This is a genomic window from Rhodococcoides corynebacterioides NBRC 14404 (assembly GCF_001894765.1).
Taxonomy (GTDB): Bacteria; Actinomycetota; Actinomycetes; order Mycobacteriales; family Mycobacteriaceae; genus Rhodococcoides; species Rhodococcoides corynebacterioides.
In genome coordinates, this window is record NZ_BCWV01000003.1 from 345,536 (window position 1) to 364,007 (window position 18,472).

The following is an 18,472-nucleotide window of genomic DNA, read 5'->3' on the forward strand; positions in this document are numbered from 1 at the left end:
GCGGTCACAGCGCTGTCTCCGCCGTCTCCGCCGGTGCTCCCGCTCCGGACGGACGCCGTCCGGTGCCCGGTGCCCCGGCGAACGCCTGCGCGATCGTCAGCCACTCCTCGGCGTCGCCGCCGCGGGACACGAGCGCGGTGTCGTCGCGGTGGACGCGCTGGGTGACGAGCAGGCAGAAGTCCAGGGCGGATCCGTCGACCCGCTGGTCCGCGTCGTCCGGTCCCCAGGTCCACTCGGAACCGTCGGGCGCGGTGAGGACGACACGGACGGGCGCGGCCGGAGCGGGGCGGCCGCGCAGTGCGTAGGCGAACTCGCGAGTGCGCACACCGAGGTGGGCGACGTGGCGAAGACGGGCGGTGGGCTCACGGTCCACCCCGAGAGCGTCGGCGACGTCCTGCCCGTGCGCCCAGGTCTCCATGAGCCGGGCGGTCGCCAGGGACGTGGCGCTCATCGGCGGGCCGAACCACCGGATGCGGGTGCCGGCCGGGACGTCCGGGAGAACGGAGAGCACGTGCGAGCGCCCGAGACGCCACCGCGCCAGCAGCGTGCTGGGCTGCTCGCCGGCCAGGTTCTCGGCGGCGGCGTCGACGAATCCGGCCGGATCGGTGAGCGCCTCGGCGATCACGGCGTCGAACGCCGCCGCGGCGTCCTCGTCGCCCGCGGACCCGGCCGCGGTCAAGGCCGCGACGTGGTCGGTCCAGTGCAGGTGAGCGATCTGATGGGCGACGGTCCAGCCGTCGGCGGGAGTGAGCGTGCGCCACCCCGCCTCGTTGACGTCGGAGAGAAGGTCGTCGAGGGCGTCACCCTCGGCGCGGAGGTCCGCCAGCACGGCGGCCGTGTCGGCCATGCGAGCACCGTGCCAGCGACCGCGGAAAAAAGCAAGCACGCTTGCTTTGTTGTCGCGACACGCAAAACTTGTGAGCCGTCACAGAACCTCGGCGCGGCCCGCTCTTCCCCTCCCGCGGACGCGAAGTCCTGGTTTACGGTGGCCGGACCGGGCAGTACGCCCTATACCGCATCACCGCACGGCATGCCTACCGACGCGCCGAGCGAACCACCGAGCATGACCTGAAGGGAACGGGACCGACATGGCACCAGGACCGGAGGGCATCCCCCAGCCCTTTCCCCAGCCCCTCCCACAGCCCCTCCCGCAGACCTATCCCAAGACATACGGACAGGGCGGAGCGTTCGGCGGCGCCGGAGCGTTCGGGGCTGCGTTCACCCCGTCCGCCCCCTCGAGGGCGTACGCGTCCCCTCGACCCGAGTCCTTCCCGTCGGCGGAGTCCGCCGCGGACACCGGAAGCGACCCCCGCGACGCGCGGGATCCCCGCGACGAGCGGGACGACGACGCTCCCCGCGGCCTGCTCGAGAGTCGGTACGAGTGGATCGTCGGAATGATGTACTCGTTCACCGACGAGCGCGTGGTGCGCGTGCTCATCGCGCTGTTCACCGCCGGGATGGGCGTGTGCGCGACACTCGAGATCCTCTTCGGCTTCGGTGCACGGACCCAGCCGGCCCTCGGTATCCAGATCGGCTGCGGCGTCTTCGCGTTCACCGCCGCACTGTGGTGGCTGGTGATCTCCTGGCCGCGGTTGTGGACCCTGTTCGTCTTCGTCGTCCTGGCCGACATCGGCATCGTCGCCGCCAACCTGACGGCGGACATGCCTCCCGAGTTCGCGATCGGCAAGACCGCGTTCCTCGCCGTGCTGGGCCTGGTCGCGGGCATCTTCCTCGACCGGTGGATGCTCGCCACGCACATGGTGCTCAGCGCCGGCGGTGTCACGGCGATCATCGGGTGGAAGCTGTTCACCACCGACGTGCCCGTGCTCGGTGCCATGGTGGTGTGGGTCCCGGTGATGGCCCTGACCATTGCCATCCCGACGCTGCTCTACACCTTCGTACGCTCCGTGCGGCTCGACCAGAACTGACCCCGCCGAACTACCCGTCGATGCTCGACATGTCTCCGTAGCGCGCCCCCACGACGGCGGACGCCGGAACCGCGGCTTCGACCTCGTCCAGGATCTCCTGGGTGGCGGCCACGTCCAGGGCGCCGACGTTCTCCTCGAGGTAGCGCACCCGCTTGGTGCCGGGAATGGGCGCGACGTCCGCACCCTGCGCCAGCACCCACGCCAGTGCCAGCTGACCGGGCGTGCAACCGAGCCGCTCCGCGATGGCCCGGATCTGCGCGACCAGCGCCAGATTGGCCTCGAGCGCCTCGCCCTGGAACCGCGGGAAGTACGACGTCCGGCGCGAATCCTGCTCGGCCAACTGCGATTCCTTCTCGATGGCACCGGTCAGCAGTCCGCGGCCGAGCGGCGAGTACGGCACCAGACCGATCCCCAACTCTCGCAACGTCGGCAGCACCTCCGCCTCGATGTCACGGGTGAAGAGGGAGTACTCCGTCTGCACCGCGGTGATGGGATGGACGGCGTGAGCACGGCGGATGGTGGCCGCCGACGCCTCGGACAGTCCCAGGTGGCGCACCTTGCCGGCCTCGACCAGCTCCGCCATGGCCCCGACGGTGTCCTCGATCGGCACCGACTTGTCCACGCGATGCTGGTAGTACAGGTCGATGTGGTCGACGCCGAGACGCGACAGCGACGCGTCGCAGGCCGACCGCACGTACTCGGGGCTGCCGTTGATGCCGAGCCTGGTGCCGTCGGGCAGGCGCTCGTTGCCGAACTTCGTGGCCAGTTGCACCTCGTCGCGGCGCCCGGCGATCGCCTCGCCGACCAGTTCCTCGTTGACGAACGGGCCGTACATGTCCGCGGTGTCGAGGAAGGTCACGCCGAGGTCGAGGGCGCGGCGGATCGTCTCGACGCCGGACGCGCGGTCGGTGTCGCCGTAGAACTCGGACATGCCCATGCAGCCGAGTCCGAGGGCGGACACGGTGAGAGCCGACTGCGTACCGAGCGTGCGCTGCGAGAGGGTCATACGACCCACAGTAGGCCGGGCGTGCATCCTCGTGACCGGCTCAGCGGAACAGCGGCCACTTCCGCTTGCGTGCCAGCTGATCCATTCCGTCCTGAATGGTCCGCCGGACCTCCTCGTACTTGGCCTGCACGTAGTCCTCGTCGTCGACGAGCGCGAGGTCCGGCTCGACGGTGACCGCGGGCATGAAGCGGGTGCGGATCTTCGCGGGCAACGGAATCTGCGGGAGGGCGGCGGGCGCCACGATCCACGGCAGCGACACCGCGATGGGGAAGACCTTCAGGCGCGCGATGCGATCGAGTCGGAGCGTCCGCGACAGGCGGTCCCCCTTGATGAGGACCGGCATCGCGTCGCCGCCGCCGACGGTGGCGATGGGCACGATCGGGACCCCGCACCGGATGGCGAGCTTGACGAATCCGGTGCGCCCGGCGAGCGTCGCGACGTCGCGGTCACGCCACGGACGGAGCGAGTCGACCTCGCCGCCCGGCCACACGATGACGTCGCGACCGGCGGCCAGCGCGGTCGCCATGGAATCGGGGGCGGCTGGGAGAACTCCCATCGACCGGAAGAGCCCTCCGATGAGCGGGAAGGCCATCAGCGCGTCGTGCGCGGTGCCGTGCAGGGGGCGATCCGGGCCGAACCGCCGCCACCACTGCGCCCCGACCGTCCAGGCGTCCCACACGAACGGTGCGCCCGTGTGGACCCCGACGAGGAGGACGGGCGCGTCGGGAATGTTCTCCCACCCGTCGATCTCCATGCGAAAGTACTTGTCCACGAGCGGGTTCCAGAACCGCTCCTGCTTGCGCATCTGCTCGACGTCCTGATCGTCCAGATCCCAGTCGCCCGCGCGCGACGCGACCACGCCGGACAGACCACCCGACTGCGCGGCCCGCTTGTCCTTCATGTGCAGGCGCGCGGCGGCGGCGACACGCTCGGCCTGATCCGCCACCTCGGTGTCGCGTCCGTTGCTCTCGCTCATGACGGGCGAACCTACCCGCGGGGAGCCGCTGCCGTGGAGGGTTCGGCGATGCGTGGTGACCGGTCAGGATCGGGTGGACGTGCGGGTGACGACGGTCCAGTGCGCCGTCGTGTCGACCTCGGAGCCCAGTGCGATGCGCGCGGCGATGCGACCCTGCTCGTGCAGCGACTGCGCCACGGTGGTCAGGCCGGCGTCGGCGGCCTCGGTCGAGTCGTCCCACCCCACCACCGACACCGCGCCCGAGGCGACGTCGGGACCCAATTCGACCATCGCCCCGAGCGCCAGCTCGTCACTCATGGCGAGAACGGCGTCGGGCGCGTGGACGTCCCGATACTCGGTCAGGGCGCGCCGCCCCTCGGCGCGGAAGCTGCCCGCACCGAACACCACCGGAATGTCCGCCCACGACAGACCGGCGGCCCGGGCCGCGGCGCGGTAGCCGCGCAGTCGGTGGCGGGTGACGGGGAAGGCGACGCGATCGGGATCGGGGCCGTGGACGACCTCCCGACGCCGGCCACGATCGGCAGGGAACGACAGGATCATGGGTCGTCGGGCACCGCGTAGTCCCTCCCGTGCCACCGACTCGGCCGCTGCGGTGTCGTCGATGGTGACCACCGCCGCCCCGGCGTCGGCGGGCCCGCCCTGCACGCAGACCGGCCGACCCGTCGCGACGGCGGCGGCCAGCGCGGGATCGCCCGTGACCGTCGTCCAGAAGACGTAGCCGTCGACGGCAGCATCGCGGACCCGGTGCACCGCGACGCCGTCGCGCGCGTTCGGCAGCAGGACGAGGCCGGTGTCGGTGTCCAGGCACGCGTCGGCGATCCCGGAGAAGAACCGGCGCGCGTGCGGATCGTCGAAGGCGAACGCCAGGGTTTCGGTGAGCACCACCGCGAGATCGTTCGTGCGGCCGCGGCGGAGCGACTGCGCGCCGCGGTGGGGTCCGGAGTAGCCGAGTGCGTCCGCGGTGGCCAACACGCGCTGCCGGGTCTCGTCGGAGACCCGGTCCGGCCGGCCGAAGGCATAGGAGACGGTCATGACCGACACGCCCGCGGCCGCCGCGACGTCGGCCATCGTCGTCGCGCGACGACGCGGATCCGATGGTGCGGTTCCGGGATCGGGTGGTCGGGAATCGGACATCGCGTCGACTGTACCGGTCCTTCGGTGACCCTCGTCGGTGCTGCTCCGAGCGCTGTGTATCGTTACACACATGCCTACCGGTTCCTCCGCGCCCGAGGGTGCGCAGCGGTCCTCCACCCCCGCTCTCCTGGTCCTGGCGGCGACGGCCTTCGTCTACGTCACCGCGGAGACGTTGCCGGTGGGACTGCTGCCGGAGATGTCGGGCGATCTCGGGGTGAGCGAGGCCGCCGTCGGCCTGCTGCTCACCTTCTACGCCTACGCCGTCGCCGTGGTCACGCTCCCGCTCATGGCCGCCGTCCGGTCGTGGGATCGACGCACGGTCGTCGTCGGGACCGCGGCCGCCCTGGCCGTCTCCCAGCTGGTGTCGGCCGTCGCGGTCGGCTACCCGATGCTCGTGGCCGCGCGCCTGATCTGCGCGGCCACCCACGGAGTGTTCTGGGCGGTCGTCGCTCCCGTCGCGGCCTCGCTCGTGGTGCCGGGACGTCGCGGCAAGGCGATAGCCCTGGTCTACGCGGGCACGTCGCTCGCGCTGGTCGCGGGCAATCCGCTCACCTCCGCACTGGGTCAGTGGGCGGGGTGGCGCGCCGCGGCCGCCACCCTCGGCGTGATCGGCGTGATCATCACGCTGGCGCTCGCCCGATTGCTCCCGACCCTCCCCTCCGCTCCGCGCGCCGACCGACGCCCGGGCGGCGGTCGCGCCCGCGTCGCTCCTGCGTTGATCCTGCTGTGCGGCGTGACCCTGCTGGCCGTGCTCGGCCACTTCGCGGGCTACACCTACTTCGCCCTCATCGTCGAGCGCGCACTGGGATCGACGGGCGGGACGGTGTCGGTGATGCTCTTCGTCTACGGCCTGGCCGGCGTGGTCGGCATCTGGCTGATCGGCCGCACGTACGACCGTCGGCCGTGGCTGTCGTCCGTGGTGGTCCTCGCGACGGTGACGGCCGCGGTCGGTGTGCTGCTGCTCCTGCTGGCGGTCCCGACGGGAGCCACCCCGGTGCTGGCGGTGGCCGCGATCGCGCTGTGGGGGCTGGCCTTCACGACGATTCCCGTCTGCATCCAGTCCGCCGTGTTGCACTCCGCACCCGCCGGATCGGCCGATGCCTACTCGGCCGTCTACGTCGTCACGTTCCAGGTGGGTATCGCCACGGGCGCGCTCATCGGCGGCGGACTCGTCGACGCGCTGTCGATCGTCGCGGTCCTGGTCTTCGCCGTGGCCGTCCTGATTCCCGCCACGGTCGCCGTCGTCGCCGGACGATCGGCCTTCCCGGCCCCGGCACGAGCCTCGACGCCGGCTACTGCCCCCGTATCCGTGCCCTGACCTCCCGCAGGGTCCGGGGCGTGACACCCGACGCCCGACGCGCCTTGCGTCGGCAGATCACCACGCCCGTCGCGGCGACGATCCACACGACGTACTGCGTCGACCACGCCACCCGGAACGCGTCGACGCCGTAGCCGCCGAACGCGTCGATGATCGCGCCCATGGCCTGCATGACGAGCAACGACGCGAGGAACCCGCCGATGTTGACCATGCCCTGGGCGGTCCCCAGGGCGACGGACGGATTGAAGGTGCGCGCGTAGTCGAACCCGATGGCCGACCCCGGACCGCCGACGGAGATCACCACGATGAGCAGCACCAGCAGCCACAGGGGCGACGGCCCCGGCTGCGCCAGCACGATGCCCCACATCACGGCGTTGGAGGCCATGATCGCCAGCACCATCCAGGACCGCCGCATCGGATAGCGGCCGCTGAGCATCCCCACCACGATGCCGGCGACGATGGCCGACACCACCGACACGGTGAGCAGCGCGCCGGCCGTCGACGAGGACAACCCCTGCGCCGACGTCAGGAACGGCACACCCCACATGAGGGCGAAGACCGTGATGGAGAACTGCGTGCCCATGTGGGAGAAGAAGCCCAGGCGCGTCCCGGGCCGTGACCAGACCGTGCGGATCGAGGCCATCGTGTCCCCGAACGTCACTCGAGGTCCGGTGACCTGCGCCCCCTCGGGGGCGTTCGAGACCACGGCGAACACCACCACGGCGACGAGCACTCCGCTCGCCGACGCCGCGCCGTACGCGGCGGTCCAGCCGACGTCGTGCAGCACGAGGACGAAGGGCACTGCCGAGAGCACCTGCCCGAACTGCCCGAGGATGCCCGTGAGCTGCGAGACCACGGGCACCTGCCGCGGGCCGAACCACTGCGGTACCAGACGCAGCACCGAGATGAAGGTGACCGCGTCACCCACCCCGACCACGGCCCGCGCCGCGACGGCGACCGGCAGGGACTCGGTGAGGGCGAGCGCCAGTTGGCCGGTCGCCATGATCAGGGCACCGCCGACGATCATCGCGCGCGAGCCGACGCGGTCGAGCAGGACGCCCGCCGGAATCTGCATGGAGGCGTACACCACCACCTGCAGGACCACGAACGACGACAGCAGGGACGGGCCGGCGGAGAAGCGGTCCGCGGCATCGAGACCCGACACCCCGAACGACGTCCGGTGCAACACCCCCACGGCATAGGCGAGGACACCGGTTCCCCAGACGATCCATGCACGCATGTCGCTCAGTGTCCCGGGTAGAGTTCGGCCCCATGACCGACGGTGCGCGGCTCCCCCGCACGATCCTGGTGCTCAACGGCCCCAACCTCAACATGCTGGGCACGCGCCAGCCCGAGGTCTACGGATCGGACACGCTCGCGGACGTCGTGACGCTGTGCCGACGCACCGCCGAACCGCACGGGGTGGTGATCGAGTCCGCGCAGTCCAATCACGAGGGCGAGCTGATCGACTGGATCCACGGCGCCCGCGGGACCGTCGGGGGCATCGTGATCAATCCGGGCGGGCTCACCCACACGTCCGTGGCGCTACGGGACGCCCTGGTGATCCCGGAGGTCCCGGTCGTCGAGGTGCACATCTCGAACGTCCACGCCCGCGAGGAGTTCCGGCACCACAGCTACGTCTCGCCCATCGCGACGTCGGTGATCGCCGGCTGCGGCATCCGCGGATACGCCTACGCCGTCGAGGAACTGTGCCGGCACCTGCACTCCGGCGAGCGTCCGCGCGGTGACGCCGCGTGAGCGCCCCGACTCCCGAGCCCGCTGTGTCCCCGAACCCCGCTGTGTCCCTTGCCGCCACCTACGAACTGACTCCGCCGCCGCCGTCGGGCGAGGGATTCGAGACGGCGTGGCCGGTGCGAGCCGGGGACGTCGACACGGCCAACCGACTGCGGTACGACTCGGTGGCGCGGTACCTGCAGGACATCGGTTCCGACAATCTGGACGCGTCCGGCCTGGGCGACACCGATCCGTTCTGGATCGTGCGCCGCACGGTGATCGACGTGGTGCGCCCGTCGGTGTGGCCGGAGCGAGTGACGTTGCGCCGCTGGTGTTCCGGACTCTCGACGCGGTGGTCGAACATGCGCGTCGACATCACCGGCGACAAGGGTGCGCTCATCCGCACCGAGGGTTTCTGGATCTCGGTGTCCATCACGTCGGGCATGCCCACCCGCATCTCCGACGAGGGCATCGCCCTCCTCTCGCGCACGACGGACGAGCACCGGTTGCGCTGGAAGCAGTGGATGCGCGACGCGGCGCCGGAACCGTCGGCGGAAGACCGGACGTTCGTGCTGCGGGCGACGGATCTCGACGCGTTCGACCACGTCAACAACGCCGTGTACTGGCAGGCCGTCGAGGACGTGCTCGCGGCGACGCCGGACGTCGCGGCCGTCACCGGCGGGCCGCACCGGGCCGTCATCGAGTACCTCGGTCCCATCGTCGCGGGGGACGCGATCACGCTGCGGCACCGTCGACACCGCGACGGGGACACCGACGCGATCACCGTGTGGTTCCTCGTCGACGGCACGGTGCGCACCCTCGCGCGGGTGCTCGCCTACCAGGGCAATCGGTCGAGCCAGGCGAGCACCATCTCCTCGTAGGAGATACCGAAATCGAGCGTCGCGGCCGCGTAGGGGTCGGTGACGAGCTCGACCGACGCCCGGTAGCGCGCGAGATTCTCGCGGTGGGCGGTGCGGTGCTGCTCGATGGCCTCGGTCAGCCGAGCCGACGGCACGTGGTCGCCGAAGGACAGGAACAGCAGCAGCGGGTGACGGATGACCTCCGGCCCCGGCAGCTCGGCGATCCACCGGGCGAACGCGTCTCGGCCGGCGTCGGTGAGGTCGTACGGCTTGCGGTCCCGCGCCTCGGTGGGCAGTTCCCGCACCAGGCCCGCCCGAGCGAGGCCCGCGAGTTCGCGGTAGACCTGCGATCGGGTGACGGACCAGAAGCCGCCGATGCACTCCTGCGCGGTCACCGTCAGATCCCACCCCGACTGGGGGCCGTGGTGGAGGAAGCCCAGCAACGACGCCGCGGTCGGATTGAGCGGCGACGCCGCGGTGGGATCGATCGGGGCAGGGTCGGCCATGCCGGCCATCGTCCCACATCTTGACAGTCCACTGTGGACGGTGCAGGCTGGGTTTCACCGTCCACAGTGGACGGTCTCCCGGAACGAGGTGCCCGATGACCGGAACGCTGCCCTCCCCGACGGACCTGGACGACCGAATCGGCCGAACCCTCGACACCCTCGCCGCTGCCGTCGGCGACGGACGGCTCACCCTCGACGAGTTCGACCGCCGCTCGGCCGCCGCCGTCGCCGCGACCGACCGCGGGGACGTCGACGCCCTGCTGCGCGATCTGCCACCGGCGCCGCCGCGACCGGTCCGCGTGCGTACGGTCCTCGCCGCCGCCTGGGCGCACTGGGCGCTGGTGAACTCGATCTGCCTGACCGTCTACCTCGCGATCTGCCTGTCGGCGGGCGAGTTCCACTACCCGTGGCCGGTGTGGGTGCTCGGGCCGTGGGGTGCGGTGCTCGCGGTCCACACCGTCGGCGCGACGGTCGCCGCGCGTCGGGGCGTCACGACGCTGCCGGCGTGGTCCTGCCGGTCCGGGTTCGCCGACGCAGGTCGATCGGCTGCCCGTCCCGCGGGTACGGCAGCGAGGTGAAGTCGATGGGCGTGGCCGACGGGTTCGGCACCGTCCAGGTGAAGTGGCGCAGCAGGTGGTGGAGAACCATCACGATCTCGATCTGCGAGAAGAACTGACCGAGGCACGTGTGCACGCCGCCGCCGAACGGCTGCCAGGCGTACTTGTGCGGGAGTGGGCGGCCGTCGAACCGCGACGGATCCCACCGTTCGGGATCCGGCCACCACGTCGCGTCGTGGTGGGTCCAGTGGGGAGTGGTGGCCACCATGGTGTCCGCCGGGACGAAGTGCCCCTGGATCTCGGTGTCCCGCACCGTCCATCGGACCATCGTGGGCAAGGGCGCCAGAATCCGCAGCGACTCCTTCATGACCGCGGCGAGGTCGGTGAGCTGTGCCCGCACCGCGGGGTCGGTGACGTCGTCGCCCACGGCGAGCGACTGCTCCCGGCACCGCTCCTGCCACTCCGGGTGGCGCCCCAACTGGTCGACCATCGTCGAGACGGTGATGGTGGACGTGTCGTGCGCGGCCATGAGCAGGAAGATCATGTGGTCGACGATCGCGTCGTCGGAGAAGCGGTCGCCGTTCTCGTCCTCGAGTCGCGCCAGCACGGAGAACAGATCCGTGCCCGAGCCTCGACGGCGTCGGGGAAGGTAGTCGCGCAGGAAAGCTTCCAGGTACCGCCGCCCCAGGAGACCCCGCCGCCACCGCCCACCCGGAACGTTCACGCGAACGAGGGCCGTGGCCGCCTGCACACAGTCGACGAAGGCGGCGTTCACGCGGTCGAGTCGGTCGTCGTCGGGATCGACGCCGCCCATGAACACCTCGGTCGCGAGGCCCAGCGTGAGGTTCTTGGTGGCCGGATAGACCCGGAAGTCGCTGTCGGGCTGCCACTCTCGCACCGCGTGCTCGATCAGCGGATGCATGGTGGCGGTGTAGTCGGCCAGCCGTTCCTTGGTGAACGCCTGCTGCAGCAGTCGGCGGTTCTTGCGATGCTCGCCGGCATCCATCAGCATCAGGCCGCCGTCGAAGAAGGGACCGATGAGCGGTCGCCACGCGTCCTTGTTGCCGAACGCCTTGTCGTGGTTGGCGATGACCTGTTCGCAACCGTCGGCCCCGAGCACGGTGACGACCCGCCGCCCGGCCATGACGGTCCACGACACCGGGCCGTACGCCTCGTACTGCGCGTTCCAGAGGGCGAGCGGATCGCGGATGTAGCGCAACGTCTCGCCGATCCAGGGAATGGACCGGCCACCGGGGACGGGGCGCAGACCACTTCCGACGGGCGGGGCGGCGAGGGGGTGGGCCATGACGGCTCCAATCTGACAGGGTGATCTGTCAGATGTAGTGTGCGTCACATCTGGACGGGTCGTCAAGGGCCGATCAGCCGACTCCCGACCGGCGCAGCCCCTACGCTGACCGGTGCCATGAACGACCGACCCCCACCTCCTCGGGTGACGGTGAGCGTGCTCGGACCGCTCACCGCGGCGGTCGACGGACGCGCCGTGACCCTCGGCGGGCGCGGCCAGTGCGCCGTGCCGGCCCGGGGCTGGGTTCGGGGTCGCTCCATTCGGGACCGGTGGCCGAAGCGCTCGCGGAGATCGCGGACCGGCAGGGCGATGCGGAGGCGGGAGCATCTCGACGCGTCGGACTGACGCCGGACGTCCGGCCGGAGCGCAGGATCATCACCCCGATGGCCGCGAACGCCAGACCGCGCGGGAGCTCCACGATGAGGCCGCTGACACCGGGGAGTTCGGGCCACGGGAACAGCAGGATGAGGCCACCGACCGCGGTGACCGCGCCGATCCACACCGGCACGGCACGCGTCCGCACGAGGATCGCGCCGAACACCACCATCGACAGCATGAACACCAGGCCGCTGATGGCCTGCATCGTGGGAAAGGCGCCGGGGAACAGAGATCCGTCCGCGGGCACCAGGTAGGCGGTGTCCGGATTGCTCGCGAGGGCGTACGTCGCGAACGCCTCCACCGACAAGTGCGTGATCGACACCAGCATCGACGACAGGTAGAGCGTGACGAAGGAGACGAGTCCGATTACGCCGGCGCGCGCGGCGAACCAGGAGTAGACGCCGGGCAACGAGATCAGTTGCAGCACGGTGCCGGTCAGCAGCAGCGCAGCCGACCACGGTCCCGCCGGGGACGTGAGGGACTCGACGGAGTGCGCGTTGCCGTCGACGACCGGGTGCAGCAGACCGCCGGTGAGATTGAAGCCGAAGGCGACGACGACGCCGACCGCGCTGAGACGAGTGAGGAGAGACGAGGTGATGGTCATGAAGGAACGGTGCGGGACCGCGCTTGGTGATCACTTGGCGGCGGCTGGGCCCGACCGGACTCGTCCGTGGGCGGCATACTGGGCGCGTGCCACGCTCGTACGGCGGCCAGGGCGCCGACTCCCGCATCGCCGCGCGACGCAGCGCGCTCCTCGCGGCCGGGCGCGAACTCATGGGAACCGTGGGGACCGACCGCACCACGATGACCGCCGTCTGCGCCGCCGCCGGTCTGACGGAGCGTTACTTCTACGAGAGCTTCTCGGGCAAGGCGGATCTCGTCGTCGCCGTGGTGGACGCCCTCGCCGACGAGGTGCGTGACACCGCCCGACGCGCGCTCGAGACCACCGAGGGATCCGAGATCGAGCGAGTCCGGGCGGCATTGACCGCCGTGGTGACGCTGCTGCTCGACGATCCACGCAAGGGTCGCATCGCCGTGGTCGAGTCCATCGCGTCTGCCGAGCTGCGCGTGCAACGACACCGCACGTTGGCCGGGGTGGTCGACTTCGTGTCCGCGGCCGCACTGACCATCTGGGGACCGCGAGCCGTGGTCGAGTCTCAGCGGCAACTGGCCGGAATGATGCTCGTCGGAGCGTGCACGGAGTTGCTGCTCGCGCGACTCGAAGGCACCCGGGACCTGGAGATCGACGACATCGTCGACGCGGCCACTGCACTGTTCGTCGCCACGACCCGACGGGACTGATTAGGCTCCGGCAGTTGGTGTCCCGGTTTCCGGTCGATGGAGCGGCGGGTGTCGGTGGGGGTCGATACAATCGAACACATGAGCGATCGGGGGGTCGACGCGGTGGACGCGGCGCAGGTGGGGGGCGTTGCCTGGGCTGCGCGTGACCATGCCGCGATGGGCCTGCCCGTCTCGTTCGACCTCCCCGTCGGTGGACACCTCGACGCCCTGGCCGACCTCAGCGCGGGGGCGGGATACCTGGAGTGGCGTCGCTACCGACATGTCGCCGCCCTGCACACCGACCTGGTACTCGCCGAGGAAGACCGCGACGAACGGGCGGTCGATGCGTTCGCTCAGTGCGCCGCCCGCATCGCCACCGCCCTGTCGGTCTCCCAGTACGTCGCCGAACGTCTCCTCGACCACGCCGTCGCCCTCCGGGATCGTCTGCCGCGGGTGTTCGAGTGCCTGCGGGACGGGGTGGTCTCCCCCAGTTACATCCGCACCATCGTCTCCCGCACGGAGTTGATCCACGGCCGGTCGTACCAAGGACTGGTGGACGCCGACATCGCCGCCGCCCTGCGCAAGCCGGGGTCGTGGTCGACGGGCCGGGTGCGGGACCTGTGCGATCAGATGGTCTACCGCCGCGACCCCGACGCCGTCCGCGAACGCCGCGAGGAAGCCCTGAAGGGGCGGTGCTTCTTCACCGAAGCCGGACTCGACGGCATGGCAACCGTGGGAGCGACGATGTCCGCCGAACAGGCTGCCATCGTCGCCCGCGTCGTCGAACGCCTCGCCGCACAAGTCTGCCGGCACGACAGCCGCACCAAAACAGCGCGGGCATCGGACGCGCTGTTCGCCCTCGTCGAGCACGCCCCGTTCGGCTGCGACTGCGCACGACCGGAATGCACGTTCACCGTGGTCGATGCGGACGAGGTCGCGGCGAACGCGGCACGCATCGTCATCCACGTCGTCACCGACACCACCACCCTCACCGGACCAGTACCCGCAACCACCACCGAGGGTGCGGCAGAGCCGGCCGCGCATGCACGGACTCGGGACGCCGACACGACCGCAGTTGCCGCGGAGGGAGTGTCGGCCGATCAGGTCGTGGTCGAGGAGCGGTCAGCCGATGCCGTTGCGGCGGAGGCGGTCTCGACCGAGGACGTTGCAGCCGAAGGAGTTGCTGCGGAAGCGGTCGCAACCGACGAGGTCGCGGCCGAGGACGTTCCGGCCGAAGCGGCGACGGATGAGGATGCGGTCGAGGCTGCAGCGGTCGAGGCTCCGGACGTCGAGCCCGAACTGGTCGACGGTGTCGGCTACATCGCCGGACTCGGCATCGTCTCCGGCGCCCACATCCGCGACCTCGCCGCCGACACCGCCGCGATCATCCGCCCCCTCGGCGACGGCACCGACACCCCACTCCCGGCGACGCAACCCGCCGACCCCTACCGACCCTCCGCGGCACTGAACACCTACATTCGCGCCCGAGACCAGTACTGCACCTGGCCCGGCTGCACCCGACCCGCCTGGGACGGCGACCTCGACCACATCACCGAATACGACCACCACCACCCCGAGCGAGGAGGACAGACCACCGCGACCGGGTTGGGCGCGAAATGCCGGTTTCACCACCTACTGAAAACGTTCGGCGACTTCGTCGACGACCAATACCCCGACCCCGACAACCCCGGCCGCATCATCCGGACGTTCACCATCCCCGAAGGCCGCACCGTCCTCGGACCCGCCTACACCGGCCACGACACCCACCCCGGCCTGGACATGATCGTCTTCGGCGACCCACCCGGCGCCGGCAAGAAAACACCACCGACACCGCGCACCCCGACACCGGACGAACCCGAACCCACCCGACCCGCCCCACGCACCGAGCAGAAACACGCCCGCCGACGCCAGGAACGCCACCGCAACCGACTCCGCAACAACCTGAAAGGGATCCGACCACCCGAACCGGACGACGCACCACCCCCGTTCTGACGGGGTCTACAGGTGACCCTTCAGCAGCAGGTGCCAGTACGAGAACGGCAGTCCGTACCGGTCGCCGGCCCACGCGAGGCGGCGGGGCTTCAACGGGTCGAGGAACGACGGAATGGAGGAGGTGATGGTGCCCGTGCGATCGAACTCCGCCGCGATCAGCCGGTGAGCGTCGACCGGAATCGGTGCGACGGTGTAGCCGTCGTACTCGCCCAGCTCGTCACCCCGGCGCGCGGCGAGCAGGTTGTCGACCAGCGTCGCCACCTGCTTGCGCAGTCCCCCGCCGGACGGATCGGTGTCGATGGCCGCCCCGTCGCCCGCGGCCCAGATGTTCGCGTAGCGGCGGTGCTGCAGCGTGCGCGCGTCGATGTCGACCAGACCGTGCGGCGCATCACCGGCGAGTCCGGACTCGGTGACCCACGCGCGTCCCCGGTAGGGCGGCACCAGATGAAGCATGTCGTAGTCGAGGGTCTCGGCACCGCCCGGACCGGTCACCTGGATCGCCTTCCGGTCCGGGTGCAGCGCGGTGACGGCGGTGCGCCGCAGCACCGTCACCCCGAGCTCGCGCAGCGCCGACTCGAGCCGGACGTCGAGATCGGGCACCCCGACGATGCCTTCGCGGTCGACCACGAGCGTCGTGCGTACGGACCGTCCGATGCTCGCCCAGTGCGCCGCGGCGAGGAACAGCGGCTTGACCGTCGTGCCGGTGCAGCTGACGGGCGGGCGCGGCACGGTGAACACCGCGTGACCGCCGTCGCGCACCGTCCGAGTGAGGTACCAGGTGCGGGTCGCCTCGTCGAGGTAGTTGCTCGCGACCGACTCCGTCGCGAGTGCGGCGTCGATACCCGGCAGCGCGTCGTGATCGGGCACCAACCCCGGTCCGACGATCAGATCGCGGTACGTCACCGTCATGCCCGACGCGCAGGTGACGGTGTTCGACGCTGCGTCGACGGACACCGCGGAGTCCTGCAGCCACGTCACCCCGCGCGGCGTCACCTGCGCCTGGCCGCGCTGCGCACTCGGCAACCGCGCCTGCCCGCCGCCCACGTAGGACAGCAGCGGCCGGTAGGTGTGCACCGATTGCGGCTCGATCACCGCGACGGAGTCGATGCCCTTCTTCCGGCAGCGAGCCGCCGCCGAGAGTCCGGCGTTGCCGCCACCGATCACGACCACGTCGTACGAGTAGGGGGTCATGTCAGAATGTCCTCACCAGGAGAGATCGGGGCGCAGCGGCCCGGTGGTCACGTCGACGGCGTGCCCGTCGACGGTGTGGGATCCGAACAGCAGACCCAGCGCGGTCCCGTCGTCGACCCCGAGCGCGGGCGCCCAGCGCCGGGCGCGTCTCCGCGCGCGCCACGTCTCGTGAACGACGAACGCGCCGTCCGGCAGAGTGCACCGCACCGAGCCGCCGGCGCCGACCCCGGCCAGCAGCTCGAACGCCGTTTCGCCGAACACCGCGCGGCCCCCGACCTCGACGGCGAATCGGCTGCGCGCCGTGTCCGCGGCGGTGGGCGATCCGACCCGCACCCGCGGATCGTCGATCCCCCACGTCCCGACGAACGACGACGCCTCGGCGCCGTCCACCCACACCGTCACGTCCCCGTGTCGAAGGATCGAGCCCACCGTCACCATCAACGACGCTGCCGTGTGCCCCTCGCTGTGGACGACGGCTGTCACGTCGGGCACCGCGTAACGCACCCCGTGACGACGCGCTGCCGGGTCGGTGATGAGCGGGGCGAGCGCCATGGCTTCCCCGTTCTTGGCGTCCCGACGACGGTCGTCCGGCCGTCCCGCCCAGTCCGGCCCGTCGTGCCAGGCGACGGCCGTGGGCACGTGCGCCAGGACCGCGCCGGCCAGCCACGCACGGTTGGCGAGTTCCCAGTCCTCTCCGCCGTAGCTGGTGAACGACTCGTCGAAACCGCCGACCTCGTCGAAGAACGTTCGACGACAACACATCACGGCACTGATGACGTGGCGGTAGGACCTGTCGTCGGCATCGAGCAGGTCACGCGAGCGCTCATAGGCGTCGAGAAGCCACCCGGGTTCGTCGAGCAGCGGGTCACCGGGCTCGGGGAGCCGCCCGAGGGCGGTGAGGTCCGCGTGCCGACGACGACCGACCGTCAGCGCATCCGGGATCAGCGACGGGAGGCGGACCAGGGCGCGCACGTAGCCCGGTTCGGGGACGGTGTCGGCGTCCAGGAAGCACAGCACGTCACCGGTCGCGGCGGCGGCGCCGAGGTTCCGCGCGGCGGCGGCACGAAAACCCCTGTCCTCCTGTGTCACCACGGTGACCGGGATCCCGCACTCCACCTGCGGCGGTTCGGGAGATCCGTCGTCCGCGACGATCACCTCGAGTCGGTCGCGCGGGAAGTCCTGCCGTTCCAGAGCGGCCAGCACCATCGAGAGTTGGTTCTGCTGGCGGTAATACGGCACGACGACGCTCACCGACACCGCGGCGGCGTCCACTCCGTCGAGGAGATCCCAGCGGTTTCCCGGCACCGTCGTGCCCTGCGGTGTTCGCCACAGGGCCACGTTCCGCGCGTCGGTCACGTCCCGACCCGCAGCGCAGCGCGGTAGACGTCGAGATGGGCCCGGCCCACCTCGTCGGCCGTCGGACGGGCCAGGACGCCGGCGTCGATCCACGTCGAGGCCCGGTCCGCCGTCGCACGGGCGAGCGCGTCCGCCAGGTCGTCCTCCTCGTAGAGCGTCACCACTCCGGGCGACCTCGCGTCGAACTCGCGGGTGTACCGCCCCGCCACCACGAGGGGGCGCCGACCGTGCTCGATCCACGTGACGATGGACCCCGAGGCCGACAGGTGGCGGTGATGGGCCACCGGCACGGTCACCGCGTGCAGGGCCGCGGGCAGATCGTCGTCCGCCACGTAACCCGTGACGCGGGCCGACGGCGACACGGCCCGCAGATCGTCCACCAGGTCCTCGTGACCCGGCGACGGTCGCCCGAGGGCGACGAACTCCGCGCCCGGCGGCAGCGCGGCAGCCACCTCGACGTGCCCCTTGCCGGGGTAGAGGAATCCGAGCACGCCCACCGTGACCGTCCCGGGCGACACCACCGGGTCCGCCCGGCCGGTGGCGACGGGGAGCGGGATCACCTCCAGTGCAGCGGATTCGATTCCCGCCTCGTCCATCAGCAGGCGCTCGTGCTCGCTGCTCACCACCACGATGTCGGCGCTCTCCGCGATTCGCCGGTACGCCGCCGTGCGGACCTCGACCGAGCGGCCGTCCGAGGGCTGCGGGACGTCGTGCAGCGTGACCACCACTCGCGCTCCTGCGGTCCGCGCCGCGTCCACGACGGCCGACACCGACTCCGCGGCGCGGTCGGCGGGAGACCCGAAGAGACGGTCGGTGACGTGGAGATGAACCACGTCCGACGCCGAGATCGCCTGCGGGGCGGGAGTGTCGAGGTGGCGGTCGAGCACGGAGTCGCCGCCGACGCCCACCACCGCGTCGTGGATCCGATGGGCGAACTGAACCACTCCGT

18 protein-coding genes are annotated in these 18,472 nt (G+C 71.1%); 7 read left to right on the top strand and 11 right to left on the bottom strand.

What is annotated here, in order from left to right; all coding sequences use genetic code 11:
* Positions 1-4: 4 nt before the first annotated feature.
* Positions 5-847: a TIGR03084 family metal-binding protein gene (locus RC2_RS06855; RefSeq protein ID WP_072681225.1), complete on the bottom strand. Its 843-nt coding sequence runs from the start codon at positions 845-847 to the stop codon at positions 5-7.
* Positions 848-1,088: 241 nt separating this feature from the next.
* Between RC2_RS06855 and RC2_RS06860 the strand changes: the two genes are divergently transcribed.
* Positions 1,089-1,928, top strand: coding sequence for a hypothetical protein (locus tag RC2_RS06860; RefSeq protein ID WP_072681227.1), 840 nt, complete (start codon positions 1,089-1,091; stop codon positions 1,926-1,928).
* Positions 1,929-1,938: 10 nt separating this feature from the next.
* Here RC2_RS06860 and RC2_RS06865 read toward each other — a convergent pair whose 3' ends face one another.
* From RC2_RS06865 to RC2_RS06875, 3 genes are all read right to left on the bottom strand, one after another.
* Positions 1,939-2,934: an aldo/keto reductase gene (locus RC2_RS06865; protein WP_068152648.1), complete on the bottom strand. Its 996-nt coding sequence runs from the start codon at positions 2,932-2,934 to the stop codon at positions 1,939-1,941.
* Between the two features lie 40 nt (positions 2,935-2,974).
* The gene (locus tag RC2_RS06870; protein WP_068152650.1) at positions 2,975-3,910 is read right to left on the bottom strand and encodes a lysophospholipid acyltransferase family protein; all 936 of its coding nucleotides are present in this window, start codon (positions 3,908-3,910) and stop codon (positions 2,975-2,977) included.
* A 63-nt stretch (positions 3,911-3,973) separates the two neighbouring features.
* Positions 3,974-5,044 (bottom strand): LacI family DNA-binding transcriptional regulator, encoded by a 1,071-nt coding sequence (locus tag RC2_RS06875; protein ID WP_211266826.1) that lies wholly within the window; start codon positions 5,042-5,044, stop codon positions 3,974-3,976.
* A gap of 70 nt (positions 5,045-5,114) precedes the next feature.
* On the opposite strand from RC2_RS06875, the gene RC2_RS06880 reads away from it, so the two are divergent.
* Positions 5,115-6,362, top strand: a complete 1,248-nt coding sequence (locus RC2_RS06880; RefSeq protein ID WP_068152656.1) for an MFS transporter — start codon at positions 5,115-5,117, stop codon at positions 6,360-6,362.
* On the opposite strand, the gene RC2_RS06885 is transcribed toward RC2_RS06880, so the two are convergent.
* Complete coding sequence (locus tag RC2_RS06885; protein ID WP_068152659.1) at positions 6,337-7,602, bottom strand: MFS transporter; 1,266 nt, start codon at positions 7,600-7,602, stop codon at positions 6,337-6,339. The genes RC2_RS06880 and RC2_RS06885 overlap by 26 nt on opposite strands.
* 32 nt (positions 7,603-7,634) lie before the next feature.
* Here RC2_RS06885 and aroQ point away from each other — a divergent pair, with 32 nt between their 5' ends.
* The gene (aroQ, locus tag RC2_RS06890; RefSeq protein WP_068152663.1) at positions 7,635-8,120 is read left to right on the top strand and encodes a type II 3-dehydroquinate dehydratase; all 486 of its coding nucleotides are present in this window, start codon (positions 7,635-7,637) and stop codon (positions 8,118-8,120) included.
* Positions 8,117-8,977, top strand: coding sequence for an acyl-[acyl-carrier-protein] thioesterase (locus tag RC2_RS06895; protein ID WP_371828715.1), 861 nt, complete (start codon positions 8,117-8,119; stop codon positions 8,975-8,977). Before aroQ ends, RC2_RS06895 begins: the two co-directional genes overlap by 4 nt.
* Here RC2_RS06895 and RC2_RS06900 read toward each other — a convergent pair.
* On the bottom strand, positions 8,932-9,462 hold the full coding sequence (locus tag RC2_RS06900) for a PadR family transcriptional regulator (protein WP_068152680.1): 531 nt from the start codon (positions 9,460-9,462) through the stop codon (positions 8,932-8,934). The two genes, RC2_RS06895 and RC2_RS06900, sit on opposite strands and share 46 nt — an antisense overlap.
* A gap of 95 nt (positions 9,463-9,557) precedes the next feature.
* On the opposite strand from RC2_RS06900, the gene RC2_RS06905 reads away from it, so the two are divergent.
* Positions 9,558-10,040 carry a DUF1707 SHOCT-like domain-containing protein gene (locus RC2_RS06905; protein WP_068152666.1) on the top strand — a complete coding sequence of 161 codons (483 nt, stop codon included), beginning with the start codon at positions 9,558-9,560 and terminating at the stop codon, positions 10,038-10,040.
* On the opposite strand, the gene RC2_RS06910 is transcribed toward RC2_RS06905, so the two are convergent.
* Both RC2_RS06910 and RC2_RS06915 read right to left on the bottom strand, forming a co-directional pair.
* Positions 9,952-11,325: a cytochrome P450 gene (locus RC2_RS06910; RefSeq protein WP_068152669.1), complete on the bottom strand. Its 1,374-nt coding sequence runs from the start codon at positions 11,323-11,325 to the stop codon at positions 9,952-9,954. The genes RC2_RS06905 and RC2_RS06910 overlap by 89 nt on opposite strands.
* A gap of 169 nt (positions 11,326-11,494) precedes the next feature.
* On the bottom strand, positions 11,495-12,307 hold the full coding sequence (locus RC2_RS06915; protein WP_068152671.1) for a hypothetical protein: 813 nt from the start codon (positions 12,305-12,307) through the stop codon (positions 11,495-11,497).
* An 86-nt stretch (positions 12,308-12,393) separates the two neighbouring features.
* On the opposite strand from RC2_RS06915, the gene RC2_RS06920 reads away from it, so the two are divergent.
* Together RC2_RS06920 and RC2_RS06925 are read left to right on the top strand one after the other, a co-directional pair.
* Positions 12,394-13,005 carry a TetR/AcrR family transcriptional regulator gene (locus tag RC2_RS06920; protein WP_068152674.1) on the top strand — a complete coding sequence of 204 codons (612 nt, stop codon included), beginning with the start codon at positions 12,394-12,396 and terminating at the stop codon, positions 13,003-13,005.
* A 78-nt stretch (positions 13,006-13,083) separates the two neighbouring features.
* Positions 13,084-14,976, top strand: coding sequence for a DUF222 domain-containing protein (locus RC2_RS06925; protein ID WP_072681230.1), 1,893 nt, complete (start codon positions 13,084-13,086; stop codon positions 14,974-14,976).
* A gap of 6 nt (positions 14,977-14,982) precedes the next feature.
* On the opposite strand, the gene RC2_RS06930 is transcribed toward RC2_RS06925, so the two are convergent.
* The 3 genes from RC2_RS06930 to RC2_RS06940 are packed head-to-tail and all read right to left on the bottom strand — an operon-like array spanning position 14,983 to position 18,467.
* Positions 14,983-16,167: an NAD(P)/FAD-dependent oxidoreductase gene (locus tag RC2_RS06930; RefSeq protein WP_068152684.1), complete on the bottom strand. Its 1,185-nt coding sequence runs from the start codon at positions 16,165-16,167 to the stop codon at positions 14,983-14,985.
* A gap of 12 nt (positions 16,168-16,179) precedes the next feature.
* Positions 16,180-17,523: a glycosyltransferase family 2 protein gene (locus RC2_RS06935; protein ID WP_211266827.1), complete on the bottom strand. Its 1,344-nt coding sequence runs from the start codon at positions 17,521-17,523 to the stop codon at positions 16,180-16,182.
* Entirely contained in the window at positions 17,520-18,467 is a 948-nt protein-coding gene (locus RC2_RS06940; protein WP_245811009.1) for a glycosyltransferase, read from the bottom strand. The genes RC2_RS06935 and RC2_RS06940 overlap by 4 nt, the downstream gene beginning before the upstream one ends.
* Positions 18,468-18,472: the final 5 nt, after the last annotated feature.

Coding starts and splice junctions, on each gene's coding strand:
- RC2_RS06885 (WP_068152659.1), bottom strand. CDS start 7,602: ATGCGTGCATGGATCGTCTGGGGAACCGGTGTCCTCGCCTATGCCGTG.
- RC2_RS06910 (WP_068152669.1), bottom strand. CDS start 11,325: ATGGCCCACCCCCTCGCCGCCCCGCCCGTCGGAAGTGGTCTGCGCCCC.
- RC2_RS06865 (WP_068152648.1), bottom strand. CDS start 2,934: ATGACCCTCTCGCAGCGCACGCTCGGTACGCAGTCGGCTCTCACCGTG.
- RC2_RS06905 (WP_068152666.1), top strand. CDS start 9,558: ATGACCGGAACGCTGCCCTCCCCGACGGACCTGGACGACCGAATCGGC.
- RC2_RS06900 (WP_068152680.1), bottom strand. CDS start 9,462: ATGGCCGACCCTGCCCCGATCGATCCCACCGCGGCGTCGCCGCTCAAT.
- RC2_RS06855 (WP_072681225.1), bottom strand. CDS start 847: ATGGCCGACACGGCCGCCGTGCTGGCGGACCTCCGCGCCGAGGGTGAC.
- RC2_RS06930 (WP_068152684.1), bottom strand. CDS start 16,167: ATGACCCCCTACTCGTACGACGTGGTCGTGATCGGTGGCGGCAACGCC.
- RC2_RS06860 (WP_072681227.1), top strand. CDS start 1,089: ATGGCACCAGGACCGGAGGGCATCCCCCAGCCCTTTCCCCAGCCCCTC.
- RC2_RS06925 (WP_072681230.1), top strand. CDS start 13,084: ATGAGCGATCGGGGGGTCGACGCGGTGGACGCGGCGCAGGTGGGGGGC.
- RC2_RS06915 (WP_068152671.1), bottom strand. CDS start 12,307: ATGACCATCACCTCGTCTCTCCTCACTCGTCTCAGCGCGGTCGGCGTC.
- RC2_RS06880 (WP_068152656.1), top strand. CDS start 5,115: ATGCCTACCGGTTCCTCCGCGCCCGAGGGTGCGCAGCGGTCCTCCACC.
- aroQ (WP_068152663.1), top strand. CDS start 7,635: ATGACCGACGGTGCGCGGCTCCCCCGCACGATCCTGGTGCTCAACGGC.
- RC2_RS06875 (WP_211266826.1), bottom strand. CDS start 5,044: ATGTCCGATTCCCGACCACCCGATCCCGGAACCGCACCATCGGATCCG.
- RC2_RS06870 (WP_068152650.1), bottom strand. CDS start 3,910: ATGAGCGAGAGCAACGGACGCGACACCGAGGTGGCGGATCAGGCCGAG.